The following is a 26,318-nucleotide window of genomic DNA, read 5'->3' on the forward strand; positions in this document are numbered from 1 at the left end:
TTATCTATCAGCTCTGAAGGTGCTGGTCGTGCGCCCATGCTCCACATGGATCCATTGGTCGCACAGCGCCAGTGAACTGGGGCGGTGGGCGATCAGCAGGATGGTCGTGTCCTTTAAATGCTTCTGGATCGCCGCGCGGATCAGCGCATCGGTTTCGACATCGACACTGGCCGTCGCCTCGTCCATCAGCACAATCCGGGCGCCCGACAGCAGCGCACGGGCCAGGCAAATCAGCTGGCGCTGACCGGCGCTGATGTTGCGTCCTCCCTCTTCCAGCGGAGTTGCCAGGCCATGCTCCAGGCTGGCAACGAAATCTGCCAGGCCGATCTGGTCCAACGCGGCGTGGACGGCCGCGTCGCTGTACTCACCGGTCACATCAATCGATTCGCGCAATGGCCCCAGAAACAGCACCGGGTCTTGCGGCACATAGGCGATGGACTGGCGCAAGCGCGTGTGCGGCACGTCGCGGATGTCGATGCCGTCGATCCGAATGTCGCCGCGCTCCACGCTGAGGGTGCGCAACAGCGCCAGCAACACTGTGGACTTGCCGGAACCCGTGCGGCCCAACAGCGCCACATGTGTGCGCGCTGGCACCTGAAAACTGGCATCCTCGACGATAGCTGGCAAATGCGGCGCATAGCGCAGGCAGGCATGGCGGAATTCGATCTCGCCGCGTTGTGGCCAATCGGCGGGTATTGCAGTCTCACTCTGTGCGCCCTCTTCCGGCGGCAATTGCGCCCACTGGTGGCAGCGCTCCCAGGGCACCAGCACGGTGGTCAGCGAGAAGAAGTCGTGCAGGATCCGTTCAATGCGACCCAGCAGGCCAAAGCTCAACGCTAGCAACAGGCCCATGCTGCCGCTGGTCAAGGACGGCAACCAGCCGTCTAATGAGCCACCCCATACCAACGGAGTCAGCATGCAACTGATCAACACGCAGGACACCACCGTCAGGCGCATCGACAGCCAAAACATCAGATGCCAACGCTGCTGGATCGCGTTCAGGCTGATGCGGTTGGCGTCGTCAAACTTCTGCACCATGCGTGCCTCGCCGCCATGGGCGCGCAAGGTGGAGTGGCCTCGCAGGCAGTCGTTGAACAGCGAGAACACCGGCGAGCGCACGATGGATGCCAGCCGCGAGTTCTCGCGCACCGATGCACCGTACAGGCCCGCAATCCGCTGCGCCACATAGACTGCCGCGCCGAAAGGCAACAGCGCGGCGAAGGCCACGCCAACAACGCCTGCTGCACTGGCCATAGCAGCCGTCGCACCCTGGGTAAAGCGCATGCCGCGGCTGGCCAGTTCGACATCCAGTTGCTGTATGTCCGCCGAAAAGCGGTTCATCAAACGCCCCGAAGGCGTGACTTCAAAGAAGCGCAACGGCGAAGCCATCACACCGGCCAGCATCTTGTCGTGCGCACGCTGCGCGGCGTGGGCGCAGGCGCGGCGGAAGGTGGCCTGGGCGATGTAGGTGACGATGACAATGACTACCGTTAACACCGCAAACGCAATGAAAAAGTGCAAAGGCTTCAGGGCATCGCCACCGTTCATGCGCGACATCAACACCTGTTGCCCCAGCGGCAGCACACTGGCCAGCAGCACCAGACCAAATGCCAACACGGCGCCGGCCCGCGCGCGGCCCGGCCAACTGCTGTCGCCCAACGTCAGCAACACGTCCCTCCAGACCGAAGCGCGAACCCGGCCTACCGCCTGCTCTTCGACGCCGGTCAAGGCCTGCTCCTTGCCAGCGTGTGCTTCTGTCCGCGCGCCAAGTTGGGCGGCCACTGCGTCGTGATCCCCGTGGCCTTCGGTCTCAATGCGCAGGAAATTGGAAAAGCGCGGATGCGAGGCCTGCAATTCGGCAAAGCTGCCGAACTCGCCGTGGCCATCGTCATCGATGAACAGGATGCGGTCGAAACGCTCCAGATGCGCCAGCCGGTGCGTCACGCAGATGCGCAGGCGATCGGCGAAAGCACCGAAAAGCAAGTCGTCCGCAATTTGCCACTCGGTGTTGACATCCAGCGCCGACAGCGGGTCATCCAGCAACACCACATTGGCCGGGTGCAGTGCCGCACGCGCCAGCGATACGCGTTGCTTTTGCCCGCCCGACAGGTTCAGGCCGCGCTCGCCCACCTCCGTGTCCAGACCAGCTGGCCACTGGGCCACCTCGCGGTCCAGATGGGCCAAGGCCAGCGCCCGCTGCAGTTCCGCGTCCGCCAATCCCGGCGCATGCAACGTCAGGTTGTCGCGCAAACTGCCGTTGGCAATAAAGGTTTCCTGCGGGCAGTAGGCAAAGACAGGTTTGTCGCTCCAATGCAGCGTGCCGCAGCTGGGCGCGTACTCCGCCAGCAGCATGCGCAGCAGCACGGTTTTGCCAGCCCCCACCGGGCCGACGATGGCCAGGCTTTGGCCCACCGCAAGGTCAAAGGAAATGTTCTTCAGGATGACGCGGTCCGCATCGGTTTTGAAAGTCAGGTCGCGGACCTGTAGTGCAGGTGATTGCTTGGAATCAGCAGTTGCAGTTGCTGCTGGCGTTTCATCTTTCAGATTGAAAAAATCCAGCAGACGATTGGCCGACACCTCCGTTTGCGCGAACACGCTGGCGACGTCGCTGAGCACCATGAAGGGAAACTCCAGCCCGGTGAAGATCAACAGCGTAGGCAGCAGCATCGCCGCATGCAGCTCGCCTCCGCGCAGGATGTGGATGCCATAGGTGAAGGTGGCAACCACCAGGCCAGTACACGAAAACACCAGCGCCGCGCGGGTTTGCAGCAGCATCACCGAGATCAGGCGGTCCACTTCGACACTCCGCGCTGCGCGGGCCCGGCGCAGGAAAAGGGACGACCAGCCGGACAGCTTGATGACCTTTGCTGCCGCCAGGATCTGCGAGAACAGATCAAGCCGCCCGTCGCGTGCGCGCAGCAAGGCGGTCTGGCGTTTACCGGTTTCGCGCACGATGTAGCGCAGCACCGGGATGCTCAGCGCCATCAGGCCCAGGCCCAGCAGCGCGGTCACGCCCAGATAACGCCACAGCAACACACCCGCGATCAGGATGTGCACCAGCACCATGACCGCGTCCACAGCGCGCTCCACACAGTGGCTGACTGCCTGCACATCGATGTGCATCAGGTTCTGAATATTCCCCTGTGGCAGCTCCTGCCGCACTTTGGGGTCGAGCCGGAACCACTTCTGCGCAAAGGCGTGCATCAGGGCACTGCGCTGCAAAACATGGGCCTGCGAAAACGCCTTCAGGTAGCGCACGAAGCTGACGTTGGTGATGTAGACCGTCAGCGGAAAGGCAAACATCAGCGCCAAGTGCAGCGGCGCCAGTGGGTCCAGGCGGATCGCATCGAAGCGCGTCATCACCTGCTCGATCAACAGCGCCGGTGCCGCAGCGGCGATCGTGCTCACCACCATATAGACCAGCGTGCGCCATCCCTGAGGCCGTGTCGACTGCATCAGGCTGCGGATCAAGGGCCATGCGCCGCTCGCCGTCTCAAGCTTCAACTGCGCGCGGCCGTTGTGCTGCTCCAGCGCCTCGACGCGGGGCTCAATGTCCTGGATACCGGGCACAAATCCCTCATGCGCGACGCGTTTGAGCCGGGGCGTCAGCCCGGTCTGGTAGTCGTCAACGAGGGATCGGAAAAAGCCTGTCACCAGGCCTTATTCCCGGGATTCGCGCGCGGCCGGTGTGGACGGTGGCTCGGGGCGGGTTTCGCTGACCTGCAACTCGTTGTCGCGGGCAAAGTTCAGGCAAAAGTCCCAGGCCATCACGTCGTAGTCACGCAGATCGCGGTGGATGATGACGCACTTCACCTGGCCAATCGAAGTGGGAACGCACCAAGGCGAATAGCCCAGATGGCTGCCCGGTTGCGGGCCGCCCGGCCGAAACTGGCTCATCACCCCCGCCAGACGCTCCGCCCAATCGCTGGGCCTAAAGGTCCGGCCCTGGTGGGTGACGCCCAGTATGTAGAGTTCTTTTGAAGTGGTGGAAACCATGGGGTGATGTGGATCGCAGTGCGCTGGTCACAGCAGCCTTGTGGGCTATTGCACTGCACAAGAATTCTAACCCCCTGGCTTTCATGTAAATGACTGGTAACTCGTGCGTCTGCGCATCACTGTAATGAGAAATGAGCACCCATTGGCCGCCGGTGATGCGCCTAAAATCGGGCTCCGACGGCCCAACCTACCTTGGGCCGCCTTGTTTTTGAGCCAAAACTGGAGTTTGACCCATGACCGCCGCTTCCACATCCGCCACGCCGTCTTCACCCCACGTGATGAACACCTACGGCCGCCTGCCTGTCGCCATGTCGCACGGCCAGGGCTGCCGTGTGTGGGATACCAATGGCCGCGAATACCTGGACGCGCTGGGCGGCATTGCGGTCAACACCTTGGGCCATAACCACCCCAAGCTGGTGCCTGCGCTGCAAGACCAGCTGACCAAGCTGATTCACACCTCCAACTACTACCATGTGTCGCACCAGGAAGTGCTGGCCCGATTGCTGGTCGAGCGCTCCGGCATGACCAACGTCTTCTTCTGCTCTACCGGCCTAGAAGCCAACGAGTGCGCGCTGAAGCTGGCCCGCAAGTTCGGCCATGACCGTGGTATCGAACGCCCGGAAATCGTGGTCTATGAAAAGGCCTTCCATGGTCGCTCTATCGCTACGCTCAGCGCCACCGGCAACCCCAAGGTGCAGGCAGGCTTCGGCCCGCTGGTGGAAGGCTTTATTCGCGTGCCGATCAACAACATTGAATCACTGAAAGCAGCAACCGAAGGCAACCCGAATGTCGTCGCTGTGTTTTTTGAAGCCATCCAGGGCGAAGGTGGCGTGAACCCCATGCACATGGACTACCTGCGCGATGTGCGCAAGCTGTGCGATGAGCGCAACTGGCTGCTGATGATCGACGAAGTGCAGTGCGGCATGGGCCGTACCGGCAAGTGGTTTGCCCATCAGTGGGCAGGCATTGTTCCGGACGTGATGCCGCTGGCCAAAGGCTTGGGCTCTGGCGTGCCAGTCGGTGCAGTGGTGGCGGGCCCCAAAGCGGCCAACATTTTCGCGCCGGGCAACCACGGCAGCACCTTCGGCGGCAACCCGCTGGCAATGCGCGCCGGGGTTGAAACCATTCGCATCATGGAAGAAGAAGGCCTGCTGGCCAATGCAGCAGCGGTGGGCTCCCATCTGAAAGCCGGGCTGGAAACCGCCCTCAAAGCAGAACTCGCAAGCGGTGCCATCAAGGAAGTGCGTGGCCAGGGCCTGATGATTGGCGTGGACTTGTCCAAGCCTTGCGGTGCGCTGGTGCAGCGCGCGCTGGATGCCGGTCTGCTGATCAGCGTCACCGCCGACTCCGTCGTGCGACTGGTACCGCCGCTGATCTTGAGCCGCGCCGAAGCCGACGAAATTGTTGCCATCCTGTGCCCTTTGATTTCGACGTTTCTGAAGGAAGCCGCATGAGTGCGTTTTCTCCCATCCCCAGCACTCTGCCTCAGGGTGCTCCGCCAGTCCGGCACTTTCTGCAGTTCAACGATTTCACTGCAGAAGAACATTTGTATCTGCTGAGTCGAGCGGCCTTCATCAAGGCCAAATTCAAACGCTTTGAGCGTCACCAGCCACTGGTAGACCGCACGCTGGCGATGATTTTCGAGAAAGCGTCGACGCGTACCCGCGTGAGCTTTGAAGCAGGCATGTACCAGATGGGCGGCAGCGTGGTGCACCTGACCACGGGCGACAGCCAATTGGGTCGTGCCGAGCCGATTGAAGACTCGGCCCGCGTGATCAGCCGCATGACCGACATCGTGATGATCCGCACGTTTGAGCAAACCAAGATTGAAAAATTTGCGGCGCACAGCCGGGTGCCGGTGATCAATGGTTTGACCAACGAGTTTCACCCGTGCCAGATCCTGGCCGACATCTTCACCTACATCGAACACCGCGGCCCGATCCAGGGCAAGACGGTGACCTGGGTCGGCGATGGCAACAACATGGCCAACACCTGGCTGCAAGCCGCGACATTGCTCGACTTCAACTTGCGGGTGAGCACACCCGGTGGTTATGAAGTAGATGAAAAAATGGCCAAAACCGCCCGAGGGATGCGCACAGGCAGCTATAAAACCTATAGCAACCCGATGGATGCTTGCGCTGGCGCCGATCTGGTGACTACCGACGTCTGGACCAGCATGGGCTTCGAAGCCGAGAACGCGGTGCGCCGTGAAGCCTTTGCGAAGTGGTGCGTCAACCGCGAGATGATGGCCGTTGCCGCACCGAACGCGCTTTTCATGCACTGCCTGCCTGCCCACCGCGGCGAGGAAGTCGAAGCGGAAGTCATTGACGGGCCACAAAGCGTGGTCTGGGACGAGGCAGAAAACCGCATGCACGTGCAGAAGGCGTTGATGGAATACCTGCTGCTGGGTAAGCAGAACTAGGTCATGAGTGCCTGCCTGTCTTGCGGGGCGTGCTGCGCTTGCTTTCGGGTCGACTTTGCGGTTCAGGAACTTGACGACCAAGGTGGTCAAGTGCCATCAGGTCTCACCGTAGAAGTAACGTCCAACACGATGCGCATGCGGGGCACGGACCATAGCCCCGTGCGCTGCGCAGCGCTCACAGGCAAGATTGGCGTCAAGGCAGCCTGCGGCATTTATGAATGGCGCCCCTCCCCGTGCCGCGAACTGGAAGAAGGCAGCGACGCCTGCAACCGCGCACGCAGCCGCCACGGCCTTCCTAATCTTTAGATTTAGATATCGATGCTGCCGTCCAGCGGCATCGGGCCAGACTGCATTTTCTGTTGCACCATCAGCTCGGCCAGCATCACGCTGGATTCATCAAGCCGACTGGCCAGAATCTTCGCGATATTGCGATAGATAACGTGAGCGCTCTCGGGTATCGCATCGATGCGCTCCCGCTCAAAACGCATGGTCACACTATCGCTGAGCGCGGCTACCGAGGCCGTGCGCACATCGTTTTGTACCAGCGCCATCTCACCAAAACACTGGCCCGTACCCAAACGGGCCAGTTCCACATTCGCACCATCCCTGTGTTTCTCCACGATCACCTCGCCGGCGATCAACACATAAAACGCGCTGCCGATATCACCTTCCCGGAACACGGCCTCACCCGCCTTGACCGGATAATTCTCCGCAGTGGCCAGGGTCGACATCAGGCACTCCGCGCTCATCCCGGCAAATACCGGAACCCGTTGGGCAATCTTCTGTACGATAGATGCATCGAGTTTGATCGTGCCGAGCTTGGGCAGCACCTGGGCGCGCACGTTCTCGGCAAACATCTGGATAACAGCAGGATCAATCTTTGTGGACATGTTGGTAAAAGCACATGGGTCGTCACGCGGTAGCAAAGCTGCATCCTACACGCCGCGCACCCGCAACCTGAAGCGGCATGCTGTGGCGTGGGCCATCGGCTTTGTAAGCATTTGCACTTCGGCAGTGGCGGCGGACCTTCCCCTGCGGGTACGGGCCAGCTTTACCGGGCAGAACAACACCGCGGAACGCAGCTTCAAGAGTGAGGTGATCCACTTGCTACTGGAAAAAAGCCGGGCCAAATATGGGGCTTACAAGATCGAGTTCATCAATGGCAGCGGCATGTCGCAGGGACGCGTGTTCCGTGAATTGCAAGCGGGCCATATCGATCTGACGACTTCGATGACCGACGAGTCCCGCGAGCAAATGGCGATACCGATTCGCTACTGCCTGTACAAGGGCTTGCTGGGCATGCGAATCGGCATGGGCACCAAGACTGCGGTGGAAACGCTCAACCACATCCAGACCAAGGAAGAAATCAAGCAGGTGCCCATGGGCCTGGTGTTTGACTGGCCCGACTACAACATCCAGAAAGATGCGGGCCTCACTGTAGAGCGGCTGGCTGATTTTGACGCTGGAATCTACCAGTTGCAAAAGGGCACGCTGTCCCTCATGCCTTTGGGGGTCGTGGAAGTCGCACCTATCGCCAAAAAACGCGGGCTCGCCGTGATTTCCACCTGGGCCGTCGCCTACCCCACGGCCTACTATATTTTTGTCAGCAAAACCCGACCCGAACTGGCCGAGCGCTTGCAATACGGTTTTGAGGCGGCCATCAAGGACCGCAGCTTTGATGCGCTATTTGCCAAGCGCATAGGCCCGCAGCTTGCCGCCGCCGGGCTGGAAAAGCGCAAACTGTTCCACATACCCAATGCCTATTTACCCAAGGCGACGCCACTGGACCGCAAGGAGCTTTGGCACCCCCTGGTGTTCGAAAAATTGCAGTAGGCCGGGTTTAAGCGTTCTTAACGCTTGCTGCGTACCGGCGAGTCGCCAGCAATGCCCCAGGACTGGCTGGGCGCTGAGACTGCAGGTGGGGAATTCGTCGTTTGCTGACGCCCTGCCCACCATAGCGCCAAGCCCACGCCACCGATGAGGACGGTCGCGAGCACCACCAGCTTGATGATGGTGAGCCAGACCGGGGTTTCTTTTTCCTTTTTCATGCTTTTTCTAGTGCCAACAATGTCTCCATTTTAGGAAACTTTTGCGCTTTATAAACCCCGGGATAGGACGCAAGTCAGGGTCTTAACTCCCGACCTCGTGGACTGGGGTCGCTGGTTCGCCAAGCCTGTTGGAAATTACCGACACCACGGCTGTGCAAGCAGTGTTACCTTTGCCGCCCACCTTAGCCCACGCCTCTGCATCGCCATGATCCTACTTACCGACTGCCAACAACAAGACGCCGCAGACCCGCTGCGCGCATTGCGCGCGCTTTTTACGATTCCCGAAGGCGTCATCTACCTGGACGGCAACTCGCTGGGCGTGATGCCCAAAGCCGCCACCGCACGCGCTGCAGAAGTCGTGAGCCAGGAGTGGGGCCAGGGCCTGATTCGCTCGTGGAACACCGCTGGCTGGGTCAACCTGCCGCACAAGCTGGGCAACCAGGTCGCCCGCCTGATCGGCGCAGATGACGGCGAAGTGGTCGTCACCGACACGACCTCCATCAACCTCTACAAAGCCCTGAGCGCCGCGCTATCCATCGCCAAGGCAGACGCGCCGGAACGCCACGTGGTGGTCAGCGAACGCAACAACTTCCCCACCGACCTCTACATCGCGCAAAGCCTGTGCAAGCAGCACGGCTACACGCTCAAGCTAGTGGAACCCGAAGAGGTCGCCGCCAACATCAACAGCGAACTCGCCGTTCTGATGCTGACCCATGTGAACTACCGCACTGGCGCCATGCACGATATGGCCGCAGTCACCGCCGCCGTGCAGCAGGCTGGCGCACTGATGGTGTGGGACCTGGCGCACAGCGCCGGCGCAGTACCCGTGGCGCTCAAAGACGCCAATGCTGACTTTGCTGTGGGCTGCAGCTACAAATACCTCAATGGCGGCCCTGGTGCGCCGGCCTTTGTGTGGGTCAACCCACGCCACACCGATCGCTGCTGGCAGCCACTCTCCGGCTGGTTCGGCCACGAAGCGCCGTTTGCCTTCACGCCCGACTACCAACCCGCCAGTGGCATCACGCGCTACCTGTGTGGCACGCAGCCTATCGTCAGCCTGTCGCTATTGGAATGCGGGCTGGACTGTTTTGCCGCTGCGGAAAAACTGGGTGGCATGACCGCGCTGCGCGCCAAATCGCTGGCGTTGACTGACCTGTTCATCCAGTTGGTCGAAGAGCGTTGCCAGGGCTTCGGTCTGGGCTTGGCGACACCACGCGAACATGCGCAGCGTGGCTCGCAGATTTGTCTGACCAGAGAGAATTCCGCTGAAGGCTCGGGCGCCTTCGCCATCATGCAGGCGCTGATTGCACGCGGCGTGATTGGCGACTTCCGCGCGGGTGATGGTGGTATCCACAAGGACATCCTGCGCTTCGGCTTTACGCCGCTCTACGTAGGCTTTGAAGACGTCTGGAATGCAGTGGAACACCTGCGCCAGGTGCTGCAGACCGAAGAATGGAAGAAACCTGAGTTCAACCAGAAACACGCGGTGACCTGATATGACCCAACCCACTTCCGGTTGTCCTATGGGCAGCAAACCCGCTGGCGAATCCATCGTCGCCGAAGAAAACGCCCAACTCGACTTCAGCAAGAGCATGAGCTATGGCGACTACCTGCAGATCGACAGCATCCTGTCGTCGCAAAAGCCGCTCTCCCCCGCGCATGACGAAATGCTGTTCATCATCCAGCACCAGACCAGCGAGCTGTGGATGAAGCTGATGCTGCATGAGTTGAATGCTGCCATCGCCCACATTGCCAAAGACGAATTGGCGCCCGCCTTCAAGATGCTGGCCCGGGTTTCCAAAATCATGGAGCAGCTCGTCCACGCCTGGGACGTGCTGGCCACAATGACGCCACCCGAGTACAGCGCCATGCGGCCTTACCTTGGGCAAAGCAGCGGCTTCCAGAGTTTTCAGTACCGCTGCATCGAGTTCGCGCTGGGCAACAAGAACGCCGCCATGCTCAAGCCCCATGCCCATGCGCCGGAGCGTCTGGCCGTGGTGCAGGTTGCGTACGAATCGCCGTCGCTCTATGACGAAGCACTGCGGCTGCTGGCACGCCGCGGCATTGCCGTGCCCGCCAGTCACCTGCAACGCGACTGGACCCAGCCTTATGAAGCCAGCCCCGAAGTCGAGGCTGCATGGCTCAGCGTCTACCGCGCGCCAGAATCCAACTGGGACTTGTACCAACTGGCAGAAGAGCTCACCGACCTGGAAGACGCGTTCCGCCTGTGGCGCTTCCGCCATGTCACGACCGTAGAACGCGTGATCGGCTTCAAGCGCGGCACCGGCGGTACCGGCGGCGTGAGCTATTTGCGCAAGATGCTGGACGTAGTGCTCTTCCCGGAAATCTGGACCCTGCGAACAAATTTGTGAACATTCTGCGTCTTATTGCACGCATCGCTTTGTAAAAAAGTGTTCGTGCCAGAGACAGCAAGGCGTGCCGAGCCCAGAATACTTGCACACCATGCAGAATTTTCTCTCCGCCTATTTCTTTGCGGCACTGTCTCTTTTGTTCGCATTGCTAGTCCTGTATTTCGGCTTGCGACTGCGGCGAATCCAGGCAAAACACACCAAGCTTAAAAAATACCTGGTCAAGTTGAAGGATGCCGAACGGACGCTCCGAAAGAACGCCTTTCTGGACCCCTTAACCGGACTGGCCAACCGGCTCTTGCTGATGGACAGGTTTGAGGTGGCCATGCGCCATGCCCGGCGCAGCCGCAAGCAGTTTGCAGTGTTGATGCTGGACCTGAACAAGTTCAAAGCCGTCAACGACACCCACGGCCACGCGGCGGGCGACCAGGTGCTGGTCACTGTGGCCAAGCGCCTGGTATCCATCGTGCGCGAATCCGACACGGTGGCGCGGCTGGGTGGCGATGAGTTCGTGCTGATCGTGGAGTCCATTACCGAGCCTGCGCAGTTGGAGGCACTGGGCCAGAAGCTGGTGGACGTGATCTCGCAGGACCTGCTACTGGATTCCGGCGTTACCGTGGCCGTAGGCGCAAGTGTGGGCTATGCCTGGTACCCCCGAGACGGCGACAACCTGCGCGATATTCTCGACGTCGCGGACCAAGCCATGTACACCTGCAAAACCTCGGGGTTGATGCCGCTGGCCTAAAGTTGCAAACTTCCCCAACTCTCCTGTGACGCCATGAACACACACTGCGCCCTCACCCCATCCTTACTCGACCGGCGGCAATTGTTGTTGGCGGCTGGCTCGGCTGTTGCGCTCAGCGCCTGTGGTGGCGGCGGTGGTGGCGGTGCGAGTTCGGGCGGAGGCGGCGGTGGCGTGACCCCGCCACCGTCTACCGTCAACGGCCCGCCCTGGACCGGTTTTGCGGGTGACGCGCAGCACACAGGTCTCAGCGCAGTGGCAACGCAGACGATGACCCGCATCCAGTGGCAGACGCCCGTGGATTTGCTGCCTGAATACACGTCGGGCGGCAGTCTGTTGAGCCACTACGGCCCGCCAGTCATCACCGCCACCAATACGGTCATCGTGCCCTTGAAGACCGCCCGTGGCGGCAGCTTTCGATTCGAAGGCCGCGCGGGTGCGAGTGGCGCGCTCTTGTGGAGTTCCACCAGCGATTACGTGCTGCCAGCCCACAACTGGACGCCCAGTTTCAATCTGGTTATCACGCCGTCCAACCGCGTCTATGCACCCGGCTCCGGCGGCAAGCTCTGGATGCGCACGGATGCGGACAGCACCAGCGCAGTCGCACAGAGCGTGGTGTTCTACGGGCAATCCACTTACGACAGCAACAAGGCGGCGCTCGACGCCAGCGTGTTCATCAACACGGCGCTGACGTCGGATGCACAAGGCAATATCTACTTCGGATTCATCGCGCTGGCGTCCAACCCGTCTGGATTGCGCAGCGGCATTGCGCGCGTGACGGCTGGCGGCGTCGGCATCTGGCAGGCCGCCAGCGTACTGGCAGGCGACGGCACGATTGACCGTGTGGCGATGAACTGCGCGCCCGCGCTGTCACGCGATGGGCAGACGGTGTACATCGCAGTCAACACCTCACCCGACATACCGGGCGTGCGGCAAAACGGCTACCTGCTGGCACTGGATGCCACGACGCTGGTGCTGAAAAGCAAGGTGCGGTTGTTGGACCCAGTTACCGGCCAACCCGCCTGGGTCAACGACAACTCCACCGCCTCGCCCACGATAGGACCCGATGGCGACGTCTACTACGGCGTCATTGAATCGAATCCGCCCGGCCACAACTACCGTGGCTGGATGTTGCACTTCAATGCTGACCTCGGCGTCACAAAAACTCCCGGCGGGTTTGGATGGGACGACACCGCATCGATCGTGCCGGTCAGCATGGTGCCAGCCTACGTGGGGCCTTCCAGCTATTTGCTGATGCTGAAGTACAACAACTACTACGGCACCGGCACGGGCGACGGCAAGAACCGCCTGGCCATTGTGGACCCCGGTCAGACCCAGTCTGACCCGGTGACCAACGCCACCTTGGTGATGAAGGAAATCCATACCGTACTCGGCCCCACGCCGGATTCTGTGTATTCAGGTACTGGCGCGGTCCGCGAGTGGTGCATCAACACGGCTGCGGTGGACCCGTTCACGCGCAGCGTGCTGGTCAACAACGAAGACGGCTGCGTCTACCGCTGGGACCTGACCACCAACACGCTGATCCAGAAAATGCAACTAACCAATGGCCTGGGCGAGTCCTACACACCGACAGCGATTGGCCCCGGCGGTGCCGTGTTTGCGATCAACAACGCGGTGCTGTTCTCGCTCGGCAGCTAGCGGCAGCCGCCGCACCGCACAGGAATTTCCAAGAAAAAAGGCCTGCAGAGCTTATGGGATGTGCGTAAGCAGCTACTGATTTTGTAGCATCCGCAGGCGTATCCCCTTCGCGTCAAAGCCTGGCTGGCGCCACCTTGCGAAACCGCAGTCCCATGGCGTGCAGCTCCACTTGGGCATCGCCTTGGGTTACGCCCTGGATCAAGTCACCGCCATCGGCAAGTGAACCGAGTACCAGGGCCTGTGTGCCGCTGATCGGGCGCAGCATCATGCGGCGGGTTTGCGGACGGCCTGTGTACTGCACTTCCGCCATCAGAACGCCCTGGTCTTCGAACACGCGCACACCACTGAACTCGACCTTGTCGTCGCCGGTATCCACCGATGTGTAGCTGCCACTGTAGGTGTCCACAAACGCGCGCAGCGCCGGTGTGAGTGTCGGCACCAGCGCGGCAGCGGGCAGCTTCTCGCCAACCAGTGTGTCGCGCCCATATTCGCGCGCGGTGATCAATTCCCGGCCCTGCACGGTGCGGCGCGAGAAGCCCTGCGTACCCAGTGGGCCGAGCGGAGCGGGCAGCAGACCCAGCAGCTTGTAGCGCAAGCCAAAGTGGCCATCCTTGCGCTCCAGCAAATCACCACTGAAGCCCTGCGCATCGATGCACAAGGTCTTGTTGTCAGCGGTGTAAATGTGCACAGGCCCCAGGCGGGTGCTGTAGTGGCCCGGCCAGCTTGCCAGTTGCTCCGCAGTGAGCGGTGTATCCACAAAGCCGGGCTTGGCCGCAAGCCCACCCGACTCGGCGTCATCCGTGCCGGGTTGGCGGATGCCGGTCTTGGCCTCCAGTGCCACTTTCAGCATCTGCGCGGCAATCGTGCGCGCGATACCGGCGCCCGCGCTGGAGTTGGTCAGCACCACGACACCCAGCTTCTGTTCCGGCAATGCCATCAGCGTGCTGCGGTAGCCGTCAATCGCACCATCGTGCATCGCGTTCCAGCCGCCGCCCGCGATGCGCGCTGTGTCGGGGCTTTGCAGAAACCAGCCCAGGCCCATGCGACTGTCAAAGTCCAGAGGCACATTCGTGTTCTGCGGCCGCAGCATCTCGGCCACCGATTCCGGGCGCAGCACGCGCTGGCCGCCGGCCTGCCCCTGTGCAAACACCATCATCAGAAAGCGGCTCAGGTCATTCGCGCTGCTGTTGAGTCCGCCTGCCGGCACATCGCGCATTGGCACTGTCGCAAGCACCGTAGCGCCACGGTAGCCCTTGGCCATCGCTGCATCCTGCGGCGCGGCTACGTCAAACGCGGAAGCGCGCATGCCCAGGGGCTTGAGCACAGCGGTGTGCATGTAGTCCTCAAAACGCATGCCGCTGGCCTTCTCCACCATGGAGCCCAGCACGCTGAGGGCCACATTGGAATACGAGAACATCTGGCCCGGGCGGTACGCCAGATAGCCGTCAAAGTTGCCCGCCTCGTCGGTGAAGCGCGGAGGCTGCGGGCTCTGAAACGACTTTTGCACATCGCGCGGCAGGCCCGAGTGGTGCGTCATCAGCATGCGAGGGGTAATGGGCGCTGCGGACCCGTCCCACCACTTGGGTGAGAAACCGGGCAGCACGGCCTTCACCGGTTCGTCCAGCTTCAGCTGGCCCGTCTCCACCAGTTGCATGGCGGCCGTGTCGGTAAACAGCTTGGCGACGGAGCCCACGCGGTACAGCGTGTCTGCCGTGGCCAATTGTTGGGCCTCCACATCCGCATAGCCAAAACCACCAGACCACACCACACGCTGGTCGTCCACCAGCGCGATGCTGATGCCTTGCACCCACTTCTTGTCAATCGCCTGCTCACTCAGCGTGGTCGCATAGCGCTGCACAGCGCCGAAATCGCCACGCGCAACCTGCGTTGGGGCGGCGGGCATCTGGGTGGCACACGCTGCCAGCAGGGTCAAAGCGCCGATGGCCAGCGGCAGGCGCAAAGCCGGGAATAGTGGGTTCATTGAATGCTTACCCTGCGGACTACGCTGCATCACCTTGCGCCATCGCCTGCTGCATGCCGGGCACGTAGTCGGTAGTGATCCACTGTGCGATCACCTCAGACGTCATGCTCTCAGGGTGCCCCGCCTCTTCGCTCACGCGCGCCACTTCTTCGGCGCCAGTCAGCGTACCCACAAACATCTGCAACACCGCCTGCAAACCGCCCTGCGCGAGCGCAGCGTCGCCCAATGTCTTTAGCGCATCCCAGGCTTGGGATTCGGAGGTGGCGGTAGTGGAGAGATTGGTGGTTGTGGGCATTGAGAAACTGGAAGAAATGGAGGTGCGACGAGTCTAAACGGTGTCTTAAAGACTCCGTTTCATGCGTGAAGAAGTGGGACGTCATCCCCTTGGAACCGGGCATGAGCCGCTTCCATTTCAATCGCAAGCAATGCGCACCTGAGCAAAAACTCTAATAGAAGATGCCGGAATTACATATGCGAATTTGCAAGTCACAACTTATGCGTCTGCTTTAGTCCGCTGTCAGACTTTTTGGTCGCTAGAAAGCGGACACGTATCTTTAGGTTTGGCGGTTAGGTCTGACGTCACTAAGGCGGGGACTACTTGATTGAAGTCTTGGAAAGACAGAGGGTCATTTTGTCGAAGAGGATGCGAGCCCCAAATTGAGTGAAGAAACTTGCCCCAAGCTGACCTACAAAAGGTTCAGTGTTGTACTTCTTCGACGGGATGTTGATGAAGTAGAGGTCCATCACTGAGAACTCCTGCATTCCAAGATCAACTCCAGCTGCGGATACGCGAAGTTGAGTGCGGCCATAACCTTGCGGTTGACCAGGCTGTCCCAGCACTACCGGATTCAGCTTGCGACCTTCGTTTAGATCCAACGTGTTCACGTTTGCCCCGGTATCGACAAGCAAGCGGACTGGCTGCCCTGCAATATCGATTGAGACCGAAACGTGTCCAGTTCTCTCAGCAAATAGGTGAAGTGAAACGTTTGATCCACATGGCGTTTCCGTTGCATGCGCGCTCAATAGCGCCACCTGTAAGAGGGATCCAATAGTGAGCCGACAGTAGTTGATCATGAGTTGTGACGCCTAACGAACAATGTGTGGGGAAGCCACGGAGATCCTATCCAACTGGACGCGGCTACTGGGAGTCCGCTTTCGCCGCACACCAGGCTATGCATCCTCGGCCTGCGACGGATATAGATGCTTGCAAAACCGCCACTCATGCACTGGCTGGTCGTCAATGTAGGCCGTTGGCTTGGGCAGGAAGCCATCGAAGCAATCCGTGATATCAAGTTCGGCCGCAGTAGTCCGGCAGTACTCGGCGCCGCCAGAACTCCACAGGTACAACGTCGCACCTTCAGATTTAAGGCGTTTTACTTTTTCAATCACTGCGGGCATCGGAATGCGCTTAACGCCGACCGACCGAACCATCGTGTCGTCAATATCTACAAAAATAACTTTTGGGGTCATAAAACGATTAAGGGCGACCTATTCAGTTGTTCCGCCCAGTCCATTGAATCAAGAAACCCTCAGCCCTGCCGTCGGGCAGGCTCGCGCTGGTGCAAAAACTTGGTCAACAGATCGCGCGGCGGCGTGATGCTTATGCCCTTGAGCACCTGGCCCACGTTGCCGCGGTGGTAGGCGCCGTGGGTTACCACGTGGAACAGCATCTCTTCGCGTGTCATGCGCCCGGCATCGCCATCGGTGAATTGAAAACGCAGGCTTTCTGCCAAAGCGTTTGTGTCCAGCCCGGTGAGGTAAGACTCGAACCAGAGGTCCGTTTCGGCCGCAGCGAAATGAAGCTCCCCCAGTGTGGGCGTTTCTTCCGTGTTGGTCTGCGCATAGCCATGCGCTTCGCCCAGCAAATGGGCGCGGAAGATGCGATCCACCACGTAGATGTGGTTCAGCGTGCGAATCGCGGTGTGCAGCGGCTCGGCGTGCTGGACCGCATCCACCGTGGTTACGCGGTCATACAGCTCGGCATTGGCCCACGTCTTTTGGGCATAGAGGGTTTTCAATATCGCAAGAGACATGGGGAGTCCGTTGTAGGGTCAGGCCCAGGTGATGCGGTAGTCGAGCGAGTGCCCGATGCGCTCTGAGAAACGGGTCACCGATTTGGCCGCCATCTTTTCGCTGACGCTGACCGGGATCAGGGTGGTCAGCCATTCGCCTACGCCCTGCGACTCTCCTTCTGCTTTGCGCGGGCCGGAGGTGGGCGTGTAACCCACGATAGCCTCGCGCTTGCCGGCCTTCTCCAAGAGGTCGTACAGATCGCGGAACAGGATGAACGAGGTGTCGTTCTGGTGCAGCGGCCAGTTCGCCACCGGCAGGAAATCCACCAGATGGATCAGCTGGTAATTGAGCGCGGTCCAGAAGTCTTCTCCGCTCATCGTGATCGGTGCGTTGTCAATCACACGATGGAAGGAGATCGAAGCCATGGCATCGGCACGCTGGGCGTTTGCGCGCAGTTCCTGGCGCAGCGGGCCGGCATAGAGCAGCCGCAGCACCGAGGGGAAGGCTTCCACCTGTGTCCACTCCCAGGGCGTCATCAGCGGTTGCAGCGCCGGGATCTTGTCGGCGGTCATTGCGAAGGTGTTGGTGCCGGTGCCAAGGATGGAGTGCAGCAGCATCACCAGCGCGGAGTGCTGGGGGTAGTGCTGCACGCTGTACTCAAAGCAGAAATACAGGTGGTCCAGGAAGGAACCGTCGGCATGCTCCACATTGAAGTCGCACTCGCTCACCAGGAAGTTCATCAGCTCCGGGCTCACGGGAGGCAGCGTATGCGCTGCGCGGGCTGCCACGTACTCGGCCTGCACGGCCTTTGCGGCAGCAGTGTCAAAGTGCGCCTCCTTGCCCACCCGGGTCGTCATCACGTAGCGGGCAGCACCGCCCTCCAGGGTCTTGAAGATAGTGCGGTCGAGATCGAATTTCGGGATCGGCTTGATCTGAACCTTGCCGGTGTGTTCCAGCGCGGCGCCGCGCGCGATGGCGGCCTTGCGTTGGATCGTTGGGTCAGGGCGTTCGGCGGCGGACTGATTCATGGGAAACCTCGATAAAGATAAATGCCCAGCGGGTCCAAGCGGACGAGAGGGTTGCGCCTATTTTCTTCGTTTTCTGGCCTCAGCGCCCTAATGTCACGCTCCCGGGGTGCGCCACCGGCTCGCTTACGCGCGAAATGGCCTAATAAGACGGTGCGTGGACGCTGGGTGACAATGCGCCATGACCGCACATAAACCATCCGCAGCGCGCTTGGCAGACAAGCCCGCGCTGCTCGTTCTTCTCATTGGCATATCGCTGGCACTGGGCTGGATCTTGCTGCCCTTCTATGGCGCGATATTGTGGGGATTCATCATTGCTTTGCTGGCTACGCCAATGCAGCATTGGCTGCTTCCGCGCATGCGGTTCCATCGCAACAGGGCCGCATTGCTCACCATGCTCGTAGTGCTGTTGGTCGTGGTGTTGCCGTTCGTGCTGATTACCATCTCCATAGCCACCGAGGCCACAAATTTGTTTCAGCAACTGCAGTCTGGCGAACTGAACCCGGTCCGGTATTTCCGTGGAGTGTTTGAAGCTTTACCAAATTGGATGGGCTCGGTGTTGGACTATTTTGGCCTTACCAACTTCGACCGATTGCAGGCACGTGTCGGCGTACTTCTGTCACAGGCATCGCAGTTCATTGCCACCCAGGCACTGAGCATCGGGCAGTTCACCTTTGACTTCGTCGCCAACCTGTTTGTCACCTTGTACTTGGCCTTTTTCCTGATTCGCGATGGCGACAGCGTTTTGCACACCGTGCGCAAGGGAGTCCCCCTGTCCAATGCACACAAACGGGAGCTTGGGCTCAAGTTCACTACCGTGATTCGCGCCACCGTCAAGGGCAACCTGTTTGTCGCCGCTTTGCAAGGTGCACTGGGTGGAGTGGCCTTCTGGGTCCTGGGCATAGGTGCGCCGGTACTGTGGGCCGTTCTGATGGCCTTTTTGTCGCTGCTACCCGCTGTGGGGGCCGGTTTGGTATGGGTGCCTGTGGCCATCTACCTGCTCATGCAGGGAGCCCTGTGGCAGTGCCTGGCGCTGACCGCGTGGGGTGTGCTGGTGATTGGTTTGGTGGATAACCTTTTACGACCCATTCTTGTTGGCAGAGACACACGCATGCCCGACTACGTCGTGCTCATCACCACGCTGGGCGGCATGGCCGTCATGGGGATTAACGGATTTGTTGTGGGGCCTGCCATTGCGGCCATGTTCATGGCGGTTTGGCATATCTATTCCAGTCCGGCTCTGACCGAAACCGCCAGCGAAGACCAAGGTACTGAATAGCTGCAAACGGCATTCACGCGGCGACCACGCAGTGCCATTGCCGCGCCGAATGCAGCTCAACGGTCTTTGTTGGTGATGAGCTTGTCGTTCCTGCGCGGCCTGCCGGCGCGCCCGGCCTTGGACCAGTCGTAGTCCTGACCATCGGGTGTCTTGCCGTCAACGATGGTGTCCACGCCTGGCTTGCCCACATGCTGCGTGTTCTCACTGGCCATGGTGACAAAGCTGTAGCCCGCGTCGCGCTTGTCCTTGGTGATTTTCAGGGCCTGAACCAGCTCGGCGGTCTCCTCGCCATGGGTCTGGTTGTTCTCGTCGGTCCAGTAGATTTTGAACATGGTTTTCACTCTCCGTTGGTCAATGGTAGCGTGTGGGCGCAGCCGTGGGTCACGGCACGGTCAGCACTGTTTCGCGCACAAAGCCATCCGCGGTGACCCGGGACAAATCGCCGTCGCCAGAGTGGGTGCCCGGTCCGTTCACCAGCCCGCCAATAAGCCAATTGCCGGTGCTGTGTTGCCATAGCGAGCGCACCTGGTTTTGGCGCGGCCCACCGGTAAACGCAATACGCTGGCGCAGGCTGCCGTCTTCTTCCAGGACCGCCAACAGAGGCTGCCCCTCTTCCGAAATACTGGCGCCGCCCGGGTTCTGGATATAGCCGGTCGCACCACCCACAAGATAGCGGCCCTGCGCCAGCGGGGCAATGTCAAACAGGACGTCGCCGCGATCGACATCGAGCACCCGATAAGCATGCATTGCGCCGCTCGTGCCGTTGACGATGGCCGCGTAAGCGTTCCATCCGGTTCCATCAGTCCGTTGCTCACTGAATACGCGGCCCACAACCGCGAAGTTGCCGTTGGCTGCTCGCAGGCTGTGTGCCTCACTGCGGCGGACGGTCTCCACCAGTGTGGTCCCGAGGCGAGTACCCGAGGGGGAAAGACGGGTCACCAGCACGCCGTTAACGGCATTGATGGGCTCAACGAAATGCAGGGCGTGGGCTTGGAACACAAACGAAAGCATGGTGTCGCCGACGGCGCCGACCGCCATGTTGCCGTCGGCGTCTGCGTCAAAGGTCACGCGGACATGGTTTTCGAGTTGACCGAAGGTATCGAAGCTGCCTTCGCGCAATATGTGGCCGGCGATGGATGTACCGGGCTCCACCAGGGTCCGCCAGGCGCGTGCGTAGCCGGCAGTGCCGTAGTTGTATCGGTAGGCGACCACCGCGTTGCGCCCGGTGCGCAGTGCCACCCCCACATCTTCGCCCAGTGGCACCAGTCGTATTGCATCGCGCATCAGGATCGGCACCATGGAGGTATCGTCTTTGGCGCCGCCATCCAGGTTGTAGTAAGGATCCAGCGGCGCCTGGGCATCGGTCAGCGCCATCTCGTTGCGCACCACAGCAAAGCGGTCCAGGCGCACGAGCCGCACATTGCGCAGGTCCGCCAGCGCCACGGTGATGTCGCCAGAAGGGTGCAGCGCGAAGTCGATCACCGACCAGCCTGTTGGCGCTGCATAGCTGCCGCTGGCCGCCCCGTTGTTGAGGGCGACACTGATGCGCCGCACCGGGCCTTGTTCAAAAATCGAGATGAGGCGCTCCTCCAGCATCACGTAGCCGCGTGCTTGAGAACGCACCTTGATGGTGGCAAGCCCGGCCGTGCTCACGCTGATCGGAGGGGTGGGTGGAGGCGGGCTTTCGCTTCCACCACTTGCACTACCGCCGCCACCGCCACCACAAGCGGCAAGTGTCAGCGTCAAACCCAGTGCGGCACACCAAGCGACTTGGGCCTTGATGCGGCCAAGAAATTTGAAAAAAATGGAAATCAATGAAGTCATGTCGTCGAAAAGAAAGCCGCCAATGCGGCTGATAAAAATGGGGGTTGTTAGCCCCGCAGATAGGCACTGGGGCTGATCGCGTGGCGCTTCTTGAAGTGCCTTTGGAAATGCGCCTGGTCGGCAAAGCCCAAACGAAACGCGACCTCGGCCAGGCTATGCCCCTGCTTCAGGAGCCGCTTGGACAAGTTGATGCGTTGGTCCAGCTGAAAGGCATGGGGCGATTGACCAAACGCCGCCTTGAATTTTCGAATCAGCTGGAAGGCATCCATATCGCACTGCTGGGCCAACTCCTCCAATGTCACCAATTCCTCAAGGCGCTCGTTCAATATGTCCTTGGCGCGTTGCAGAGCCGGTGACACGGCGGTTATGCCCGCTGTGGGCTTGGCAGTGGGGCTGATGAAGGTGCCGAGCAAGGCCACCAGCTCCTCCTCAATGGCCAGCGGGTTGGATACCAACGCAATGCCTTTGCAAATGCGATCCATCCGGCGGTAGACACCGGGAGATTGCAGCAGGGACTGCTTGAAGGGCGGTGCCGACAGGCCGGTACCGAGCGCCGCGTCCAGGCCCAAACTGCGCAACACCCACGGGGCCTGCAAAAACATCATGCGGTAAGACCACACCTGCCCGGGCTCGGGGTTGCAGGAGTGGGCCAGACCCGGCGAAACCATCACGGTGGTGCCAGCAGCAATGCGGGCCTGGTGGGGGCCGTGGTCATACACGGCGGCGCCAGCATCGATGATGCCTATCGAATACTCCTCATGCGTATGCGTCCAGTAGCAGGCGGCAGAGCCCCGCGCCGTGCGAACTTCCACATCCGGCAATTGCGGATGCCTGGCAAAAATGTGCGGGGTAACGGTGGCCACGTCCATCCTTCAGTTGGTGTTGAATGGTAAGCCAGCCTAGGCATTGCCAAGCATGGGCAGCACACAGGCGGCCAGCGCCAGGGCACAACTTCTGTTGAACCACCGCTGGTGTTGCGGTTCGGCCATCCAGCCCTTGATGGCTGCGCCCAAACCCGCCCAGGCGGATACGGCGATAAAACACACAACCAGCGACACAGCGCAGAAGACCTGAAGGTGGAGAACCTCATCGGCAGCCCCGGCCACGAACATTCCGATACCGGACATGGCGACCAGCCAGCCCTTGGGGTTGAGCGTCTGCGTTAGAAATCCGCTCCACAGGCCTTGCAATTGGGTAGAGCGAAACTTCCAGAGCGGGTTGACATTGGGTGGCGTGCCGGCGCTTGCAGTGCCAATACGAAAGGCCAAAAAAAGAATGTAGCCAGCACCCAACCATTGGATGTGCAGCGTGGCCGTAGGGTGTTGTGCCAGCAACAGTTGCAGCCCTGAGCCCATCGCTCCCACCATGGCGCAATAGCCAATGGACGCGCCCAACACGTGCGGCCAGGCGCCTTGCCAGCCCCAGCGCGCACCCAGGTTCGCCGCCAGCACGTTGACGGGCCCTGGGGTGATTCCCCCAATCAGCGCAAAAACCACCATTGATACCAACACTGCCTGCATAACCCTCTCCACTGCATGATGCGATGGGGTGCAGTGTCTTAGGTTGCGATCAATCTGTATTGAACGAAATTGCGCGATTCTGCGAAATCAGATCACCCCGGAATCCACAGCTTGGGCAAGTCCTTCATGGGCTTCAACAGTTTCGCCACCGCGCCGTCGCGCACCAGTTGCGTGGCATGTGCAATGTCGGGGGCTAGGTAGCGGTCCACATCGTGCGCGGGCACATCTTTTCGCAACAGCGCATGTACCTCTTCCAGCACGGGAGAGCTTTTCAGCGGGCGCAAAAACTCGATACCTTGCGCGGCGGCCAGCAGTTCGATGCCCAAGATGTGGGCCGTGTTATGGATCATGCTTTGCAGGCGGCGCGCGGCGAAGGTGGCCATGGACACGTGGTCTTCCTGGTTCGCGCTGGTGGGCAAGCTGTCCACGCTGGCGGGGTGGGCCAGGGATTTGTTCTCCGACGCCAGTGCTGCGGCAGTGACGTGCGCGATCATGAAGCCGCTGTTCAAGCCCGCATCGGCAGTCAAAAATGGCGGCAGGCGCGATACGCCGCTGTCGATCAGCATCGCGATACGGCGCTCGGCAATCGCGCCCACTTCGGCAATCGCCAGCGCCATGCCATCGGCAACCAGTGCCACGGGTTCGGCATGGAAGTTGCCGCCGGAAATCATCGCACCATCGTCAGGGAACACCAGCGGGTTGTCGGTCACGGCATTGGCCTCGATCAGCAACACGCGCGCGGCGTGGCGCAACTGGTCCAGGCAGGCGCCGACGACCTGCGGCTGGCAGCGCAGGCAGTACGGGTCTTGCACCCGGTCATCGCCCTCTTCGTGCGACTTGCGAATCTCGCTGCCAACCAGGAGCGCGCGGTAGTACTGCGCGGTGTCAATCTGACCAGGCTGGCCGCGCACAGCGTGGATGCGCGGATCAAACGGACCGTCGCTGCCACGCGCCGCGTCCAGCGTCAACGCGCCAATGACCAGCGCAGCTTCGAGCACAGGCTCAAAGGCCAGCAGCGCATGCAGCGCCAGCGAGGTCGAAGTTTGTGTGCCGTTGATCAGCGCCAGCCCTTCTTTGGCTTCTAACGCCAGCGGCGCGATGCCCACCTTCTTCAACGCTTCGGCCGCGGGGACGCGAACTCCCTCCACCAGCATGTCGCCCTCGCCCATCAGCGCCAGGCTCATGTGCGACAGCGGCGCGAGGTCGCCCGATGCGCCGACCGAACCTTGCGATGGCACAAAGGGAACGAGGCCCGCGTTGTGCACCGCCAGCAGCGTATCGACGACGACTTCGCGCACACCCGAGTGGCCACGCGCGAGGCTGGCCGCCTTGGTGGCCATCATCAGGCGCATCACGGGCGCCGACAGCGGTTCGCCGACGCCCACGCTGTGGCTGCGGATCAGGTTGCGCTGCAACGTGGCGAGCTGGTCTTTGCTGATGCGCTTGTTAGCCAGCTTGCCAAAGCCGGTGTTCACACCGTAAACCGGCTCGTCGCCTTCTGCCGCCGCTTTGACGATGGCATGCGACTTGCGGATCGCTTCGCGTGCAGCGGGTGCGAGGCTCAGCGTGTGCAGTTCGCGGTGGATGTCGGTCAGGTCGTCCAGCGTCAGGGCGCCGGGCTGGAGGGTCAGTGTTTTTGTCATGTTTTGTCTATCGTCGCAATGAAATCAACGGCCCAGCATGGGCAGATTCAGGCCTTGTTCGCGGGCGCAATCCTGGGCGGACTCGTAGCCCGCGTCCGCATGGCGCATCACGCCGGTGCCAGGATCGTTCCACAGCACGCGCTCAATGCGCTTGGCCGCAGCTTCCGTGCCATCGCAGACGATGACCACGCCACTGTGCTGCGAGTAGCCCATTCCCACACCGCCGCCGTGGTGCAACGACACCCAGGTTGCACCGCCTGCAGTGTTCAGCAGCGCATTCAACAGCGGCCAATCGGACACGGCATCGCTGCCATCTTTCATGCTTTCGGTCTCGCGGTTCGGCGACGCCACGGAACCGCTGTCCAGATGGTCGCGGCCAATGACGATGGGTGCCTTCAGTTCGCCGCTCTTCACCATCTCGTTGAACGCCAAACCTGCGCGATGGCGCTCGCCCAAACCGATCCAGCAAATGCGTGCAGGCAGGCCCTGGAACGCGATGCGCTCACCCGCCATGTCCAGCCAGCGGTGCAGATGCGCGTCTTCGGGGAACAGTTCTTTCATCTTCGCATCGGTCTTGCGGATGTCTTCGGGGTCACCGCTCAGCGCAACCCAGCGGAACGGGCCCTTGCCGTTGCAGAACAGCGGGCGCACGTAGGCGGGCACAAAGCCGGGGAAGTCAAACGCGTTCTTGACGCCCTGGTCGAAAGCGACCTGGCGAATGTTGTTGCCATAGTCCACCGTAGGGATGTCTAAAGCTTGGAAATCCAGCATGGCCTGTACATGCACCGCACAACTCTTGGCCGCAGCCACGCGCAACGCAGCGTGTTGTGTCGTATCCGCCTGCGCGGCGCGCCAGCCTTCAACAGTCCAGCCGCTGGGCAGGTAGCCATTCACCAAGTCGTGCGCAGAGGTTTGATCGGTGACCAGATCAGGACGCAGACCACCGGCTTTCGCGCGCTTGACCATCTCGGGTAAGACGTCCGCAGCGTTGCCCAACAGCGCAATGGAAACGGCTTTCTTTTCCTTGGCGTACTTCGCCAAACGTGCCAGTGCGTCGTCCAGATCTTTCGCCTGCTCGTCGACATAGCGCGTCTTCAAACGGAAGTCGATGCGGCTTTGCTGGCATTCGATGTTCAGCGACGAAGCGCCCGCAAAGCTCGCAGCCAACGGTTGCGCGCCGCCCATGCCGCCCAGGCCCGCGGTCAGAATCCACCGGCCGGCCAGATCGCCGTTGTAGTGCTGCTTGCCGGCTTCGACAAAGGTCTCGTAGGTCCCTTGCACAATGCCCTGGCTGCCGATGTAAATCCACGAACCGGCCGTCATCTGGCCGTACATCATTAGGCCCTTGCGGTCCAGCTCGTCAAAGTGCTCCCAGGTCGCCCACTTGGGCACCAGGTTGGAGTTGGCCAGCAGCACGCGTGGCGCATCGGGATGCGTGCGAAACACGCCAACCGGCTTGCCGGATTGGATCAACAGTGTTTCGTCTTCGTTCAGGTTTTGCAGGCTGGTCAGGATGGCTTCAAAACATTCCCAATTGCGCGCGGCCTTGCCAATACCGCCGTAGACCACCAATGCGTCCGGGTTCTCGGCGACTTCCGGATCCAGGTTGTTTTGCAGCATGCGATACGCCGCTTCGATCAGCCAGTTTTTGCAGGTGATGGCGGTACCACGAGGCGCGCGTACCGGACGCGGGCCGGCAGGGAGGATTGCGGACATGAAAGCTCCAGTACAGGAACAGGGGTTGAAATATTGCACAAGTGTACTTGTCTAGACATGTCTATGCAAATACAATTTACC

General features: G+C 60.9%; 25 protein-coding genes. 9 read left to right on the forward strand and 16 right to left on the reverse strand.

The annotated features are described in order from the left end of the window. Positions 1-3,654, reverse strand: coding sequence for an ATP-binding cassette domain-containing protein (locus tag AC1DV6_RS16530; RefSeq protein WP_477979329.1), 3,654 nt, complete (start codon positions 3,652-3,654; stop codon positions 1-3). Between the two features lie 6 nt (positions 3,655-3,660). Next, on the reverse strand, positions 3,661-3,996 hold the full coding sequence (locus tag AC1DV6_RS16535; protein WP_477979331.1) for a DUF3579 domain-containing protein: 336 nt from the start codon (positions 3,994-3,996) through the stop codon (positions 3,661-3,663). Between the two features lie 233 nt (positions 3,997-4,229). Between AC1DV6_RS16535 and AC1DV6_RS16540 the strand changes: the two genes are divergently transcribed. The 3 genes from AC1DV6_RS16540 to AC1DV6_RS16550 are packed head-to-tail and all read left to right on the forward strand — an operon-like array spanning position 4,230 to position 6,724. Beyond that, the gene (locus AC1DV6_RS16540) at positions 4,230-5,450 is read left to right on the forward strand and encodes an acetylornithine/succinylornithine family transaminase (RefSeq protein ID WP_477979333.1); all 1,221 of its coding nucleotides are present in this window, start codon (positions 4,230-4,232) and stop codon (positions 5,448-5,450) included. Beyond that, positions 5,447-6,418 (forward strand): ornithine carbamoyltransferase, encoded by a 972-nt coding sequence (gene argF, locus AC1DV6_RS16545; protein ID WP_477979335.1) that lies wholly within the window; start codon positions 5,447-5,449, stop codon positions 6,416-6,418. The genes AC1DV6_RS16540 and argF overlap by 4 nt, the downstream gene beginning before the upstream one ends. A 3-nt stretch (positions 6,419-6,421) precedes the next feature. Beyond that, entirely contained in the window at positions 6,422-6,724 is a 303-nt protein-coding gene (locus AC1DV6_RS16550; protein ID WP_477979337.1) for a YkgJ family cysteine cluster protein, read from the forward strand. A gap of 2 nt (positions 6,725-6,726) precedes the next feature. On the opposite strand, the gene AC1DV6_RS16555 is transcribed toward AC1DV6_RS16550, so the two are convergent. Continuing rightward, positions 6,727-7,308, reverse strand: a complete 582-nt coding sequence (locus AC1DV6_RS16555; RefSeq protein ID WP_477979339.1) for a Crp/Fnr family transcriptional regulator — start codon at positions 7,306-7,308, stop codon at positions 6,727-6,729. Here AC1DV6_RS16555 and AC1DV6_RS16560 point away from each other — a divergent pair. Further along, positions 7,307-8,251, forward strand: coding sequence for a hypothetical protein (locus tag AC1DV6_RS16560; protein ID WP_477979341.1), 945 nt, complete (start codon positions 7,307-7,309; stop codon positions 8,249-8,251). The genes AC1DV6_RS16555 and AC1DV6_RS16560 overlap by 2 nt on opposite strands. Before the next feature lie 17 nt (positions 8,252-8,268). On the opposite strand, the gene AC1DV6_RS16565 is transcribed toward AC1DV6_RS16560, so the two are convergent. Then, a complete protein-coding gene (locus AC1DV6_RS16565) occupies positions 8,269-8,466 on the reverse strand; it encodes a hypothetical protein (protein ID WP_477979343.1) in 198 nt (65 codons plus the stop codon). Between the two features lie 205 nt (positions 8,467-8,671). Here AC1DV6_RS16565 and kynU point away from each other — a divergent pair, with 205 nt between their 5' ends. From kynU to AC1DV6_RS16585, 4 genes are all read left to right on the forward strand, one after another. Next, positions 8,672-9,961: a kynureninase gene (kynU, locus tag AC1DV6_RS16570; protein WP_477979345.1), complete on the forward strand. Its 1,290-nt coding sequence runs from the start codon at positions 8,672-8,674 to the stop codon at positions 9,959-9,961. A 1-nt stretch (position 9,962) separates the two neighbouring features. After that, positions 9,963-10,838, forward strand: a complete 876-nt coding sequence (kynA, locus tag AC1DV6_RS16575) for a tryptophan 2,3-dioxygenase (RefSeq protein WP_477979347.1) — start codon at positions 9,963-9,965, stop codon at positions 10,836-10,838. Positions 10,839-10,929: 91 nt separating this feature from the next. After that, positions 10,930-11,580, forward strand: coding sequence for a diguanylate cyclase domain-containing protein (locus tag AC1DV6_RS16580; protein ID WP_477979349.1), 651 nt, complete (start codon positions 10,930-10,932; stop codon positions 11,578-11,580). A 33-nt stretch (positions 11,581-11,613) separates the two neighbouring features. Continuing rightward, positions 11,614-13,236, forward strand: coding sequence for a hypothetical protein (locus AC1DV6_RS16585; protein WP_477979351.1), 1,623 nt, complete (start codon positions 11,614-11,616; stop codon positions 13,234-13,236). Between the two features lie 112 nt (positions 13,237-13,348). On the opposite strand, the gene AC1DV6_RS16590 is transcribed toward AC1DV6_RS16585, so the two are convergent. From AC1DV6_RS16590 to AC1DV6_RS16615, 6 genes are all read right to left on the reverse strand, one after another. Then, positions 13,349-15,217 (reverse strand): serine hydrolase domain-containing protein, encoded by a 1,869-nt coding sequence (locus AC1DV6_RS16590; RefSeq protein WP_477979353.1) that lies wholly within the window; start codon positions 15,215-15,217, stop codon positions 13,349-13,351. Between the two features lie 19 nt (positions 15,218-15,236). After that, on the reverse strand, positions 15,237-15,512 hold the full coding sequence (locus tag AC1DV6_RS16595; RefSeq protein ID WP_477979355.1) for a hypothetical protein: 276 nt from the start codon (positions 15,510-15,512) through the stop codon (positions 15,237-15,239). A 299-nt stretch (positions 15,513-15,811) separates the two neighbouring features. Further along, the gene (locus tag AC1DV6_RS16600; protein WP_477979357.1) at positions 15,812-16,291 is read right to left on the reverse strand and encodes an aspartyl protease family protein; all 480 of its coding nucleotides are present in this window, start codon (positions 16,289-16,291) and stop codon (positions 15,812-15,814) included. Between the two features lie 96 nt (positions 16,292-16,387). Then, complete coding sequence (locus AC1DV6_RS16605) at positions 16,388-16,687, reverse strand: DUF705 domain-containing protein (RefSeq protein ID WP_477979359.1); 300 nt, start codon at positions 16,685-16,687, stop codon at positions 16,388-16,390. Positions 16,688-16,746: 59 nt separating this feature from the next. Next, on the reverse strand, positions 16,747-17,250 hold the full coding sequence (locus tag AC1DV6_RS16610; protein ID WP_477979361.1) for a DinB family protein: 504 nt from the start codon (positions 17,248-17,250) through the stop codon (positions 16,747-16,749). Positions 17,251-17,268: 18 nt separating this feature from the next. After that, on the reverse strand, positions 17,269-18,258 hold the full coding sequence (locus tag AC1DV6_RS16615; RefSeq protein ID WP_477979363.1) for a hypothetical protein: 990 nt from the start codon (positions 18,256-18,258) through the stop codon (positions 17,269-17,271). Between the two features lie 178 nt (positions 18,259-18,436). Between AC1DV6_RS16615 and AC1DV6_RS16620 the strand changes: the two genes are divergently transcribed. After that, positions 18,437-19,534: an AI-2E family transporter gene (locus tag AC1DV6_RS16620; protein WP_477979365.1), complete on the forward strand. Its 1,098-nt coding sequence runs from the start codon at positions 18,437-18,439 to the stop codon at positions 19,532-19,534. Between the two features lie 56 nt (positions 19,535-19,590). On the opposite strand, the gene AC1DV6_RS16625 is transcribed toward AC1DV6_RS16620, so the two are convergent. The 6 genes from AC1DV6_RS16625 to hutU form a co-directional block, all read right to left on the reverse strand. Next, positions 19,591-19,866: a hypothetical protein gene (locus tag AC1DV6_RS16625; RefSeq protein ID WP_477979367.1), complete on the reverse strand. Its 276-nt coding sequence runs from the start codon at positions 19,864-19,866 to the stop codon at positions 19,591-19,593. A gap of 49 nt (positions 19,867-19,915) precedes the next feature. Continuing rightward, positions 19,916-21,358, reverse strand: coding sequence for a hypothetical protein (locus AC1DV6_RS16630; protein WP_477979369.1), 1,443 nt, complete (start codon positions 21,356-21,358; stop codon positions 19,916-19,918). A gap of 47 nt (positions 21,359-21,405) precedes the next feature. Next, the gene (locus tag AC1DV6_RS16635) at positions 21,406-22,221 is read right to left on the reverse strand and encodes an AraC family transcriptional regulator (RefSeq protein ID WP_477979371.1); all 816 of its coding nucleotides are present in this window, start codon (positions 22,219-22,221) and stop codon (positions 21,406-21,408) included. A 36-nt stretch (positions 22,222-22,257) separates the two neighbouring features. After that, the gene (locus tag AC1DV6_RS16640; RefSeq protein WP_477979373.1) at positions 22,258-22,878 is read right to left on the reverse strand and encodes a LysE family translocator; all 621 of its coding nucleotides are present in this window, start codon (positions 22,876-22,878) and stop codon (positions 22,258-22,260) included. Positions 22,879-22,970: 92 nt separating this feature from the next. Continuing rightward, positions 22,971-24,521, reverse strand: a complete 1,551-nt coding sequence (gene hutH, locus AC1DV6_RS16645; protein ID WP_477979375.1) for a histidine ammonia-lyase — start codon at positions 24,519-24,521, stop codon at positions 22,971-22,973. Between the two features lie 24 nt (positions 24,522-24,545). Further along, entirely contained in the window at positions 24,546-26,237 is a 1,692-nt protein-coding gene (gene hutU, locus AC1DV6_RS16650) for a urocanate hydratase (RefSeq protein WP_477979378.1), read from the reverse strand. Positions 26,238-26,318 lie beyond the last annotated feature (81 nt).

Source organism: Rhodoferax sp. P2_H8_2, from assembly GCF_056403235.1.

Excerpts from the sequence above, each read along its gene's own strand:
- AC1DV6_RS16535 (WP_477979331.1), bottom strand. The coding sequence starts at position 3,996 with ATGGTTTCCACCACTTCAAAAGAACTCTACATACTGGGCGTCACCCAC.
- AC1DV6_RS16540 (WP_477979333.1), top strand. The coding sequence starts at position 4,230 with ATGACCGCCGCTTCCACATCCGCCACGCCGTCTTCACCCCACGTGATG.
- argF (WP_477979335.1), top strand. The coding sequence starts at position 5,447 with ATGAGTGCGTTTTCTCCCATCCCCAGCACTCTGCCTCAGGGTGCTCCG.
- AC1DV6_RS16550 (WP_477979337.1), top strand. The coding sequence starts at position 6,422 with ATGAGTGCCTGCCTGTCTTGCGGGGCGTGCTGCGCTTGCTTTCGGGTC.
- AC1DV6_RS16560 (WP_477979341.1), top strand. The coding sequence starts at position 7,307 with ATGTTGGTAAAAGCACATGGGTCGTCACGCGGTAGCAAAGCTGCATCC.
- AC1DV6_RS16555 (WP_477979339.1), bottom strand. The coding sequence starts at position 7,308 with ATGTCCACAAAGATTGATCCTGCTGTTATCCAGATGTTTGCCGAGAAC.
- AC1DV6_RS16565 (WP_477979343.1), bottom strand. The coding sequence starts at position 8,466 with ATGAAAAAGGAAAAAGAAACCCCGGTCTGGCTCACCATCATCAAGCTG.
- kynU (WP_477979345.1), top strand. The coding sequence starts at position 8,672 with ATGATCCTACTTACCGACTGCCAACAACAAGACGCCGCAGACCCGCTG.
- kynA (WP_477979347.1), top strand. The coding sequence starts at position 9,963 with ATGACCCAACCCACTTCCGGTTGTCCTATGGGCAGCAAACCCGCTGGC.
- AC1DV6_RS16580 (WP_477979349.1), top strand. The coding sequence starts at position 10,930 with ATGCAGAATTTTCTCTCCGCCTATTTCTTTGCGGCACTGTCTCTTTTG.
- AC1DV6_RS16585 (WP_477979351.1), top strand. The coding sequence starts at position 11,614 with ATGAACACACACTGCGCCCTCACCCCATCCTTACTCGACCGGCGGCAA.
- AC1DV6_RS16590 (WP_477979353.1), bottom strand. The coding sequence starts at position 15,217 with ATGAACCCACTATTCCCGGCTTTGCGCCTGCCGCTGGCCATCGGCGCT.
- AC1DV6_RS16595 (WP_477979355.1), bottom strand. The coding sequence starts at position 15,512 with ATGCCCACAACCACCAATCTCTCCACTACCGCCACCTCCGAATCCCAA.
- AC1DV6_RS16600 (WP_477979357.1), bottom strand. The coding sequence starts at position 16,291 with ATGATCAACTACTGTCGGCTCACTATTGGATCCCTCTTACAGGTGGCG.
- AC1DV6_RS16605 (WP_477979359.1), bottom strand. The coding sequence starts at position 16,687 with ATGACCCCAAAAGTTATTTTTGTAGATATTGACGACACGATGGTTCGG.
- AC1DV6_RS16610 (WP_477979361.1), bottom strand. The coding sequence starts at position 17,250 with ATGTCTCTTGCGATATTGAAAACCCTCTATGCCCAAAAGACGTGGGCC.
- AC1DV6_RS16615 (WP_477979363.1), bottom strand. The coding sequence starts at position 18,258 with ATGAATCAGTCCGCCGCCGAACGCCCTGACCCAACGATCCAACGCAAG.
- AC1DV6_RS16620 (WP_477979365.1), top strand. The coding sequence starts at position 18,437 with ATGACCGCACATAAACCATCCGCAGCGCGCTTGGCAGACAAGCCCGCG.
- AC1DV6_RS16625 (WP_477979367.1), bottom strand. The coding sequence starts at position 19,866 with ATGTTCAAAATCTACTGGACCGACGAGAACAACCAGACCCATGGCGAG.
- AC1DV6_RS16630 (WP_477979369.1), bottom strand. The coding sequence starts at position 21,358 with ATGACTTCATTGATTTCCATTTTTTTCAAATTTCTTGGCCGCATCAAG.
- AC1DV6_RS16640 (WP_477979373.1), bottom strand. The coding sequence starts at position 22,878 with ATGCAGGCAGTGTTGGTATCAATGGTGGTTTTTGCGCTGATTGGGGGA.
- hutH (WP_477979375.1), bottom strand. The coding sequence starts at position 24,521 with ATGACAAAAACACTGACCCTCCAGCCCGGCGCCCTGACGCTGGACGAC.
- hutU (WP_477979378.1), bottom strand. The coding sequence starts at position 26,237 with ATGTCCGCAATCCTCCCTGCCGGCCCGCGTCCGGTACGCGCGCCTCGT.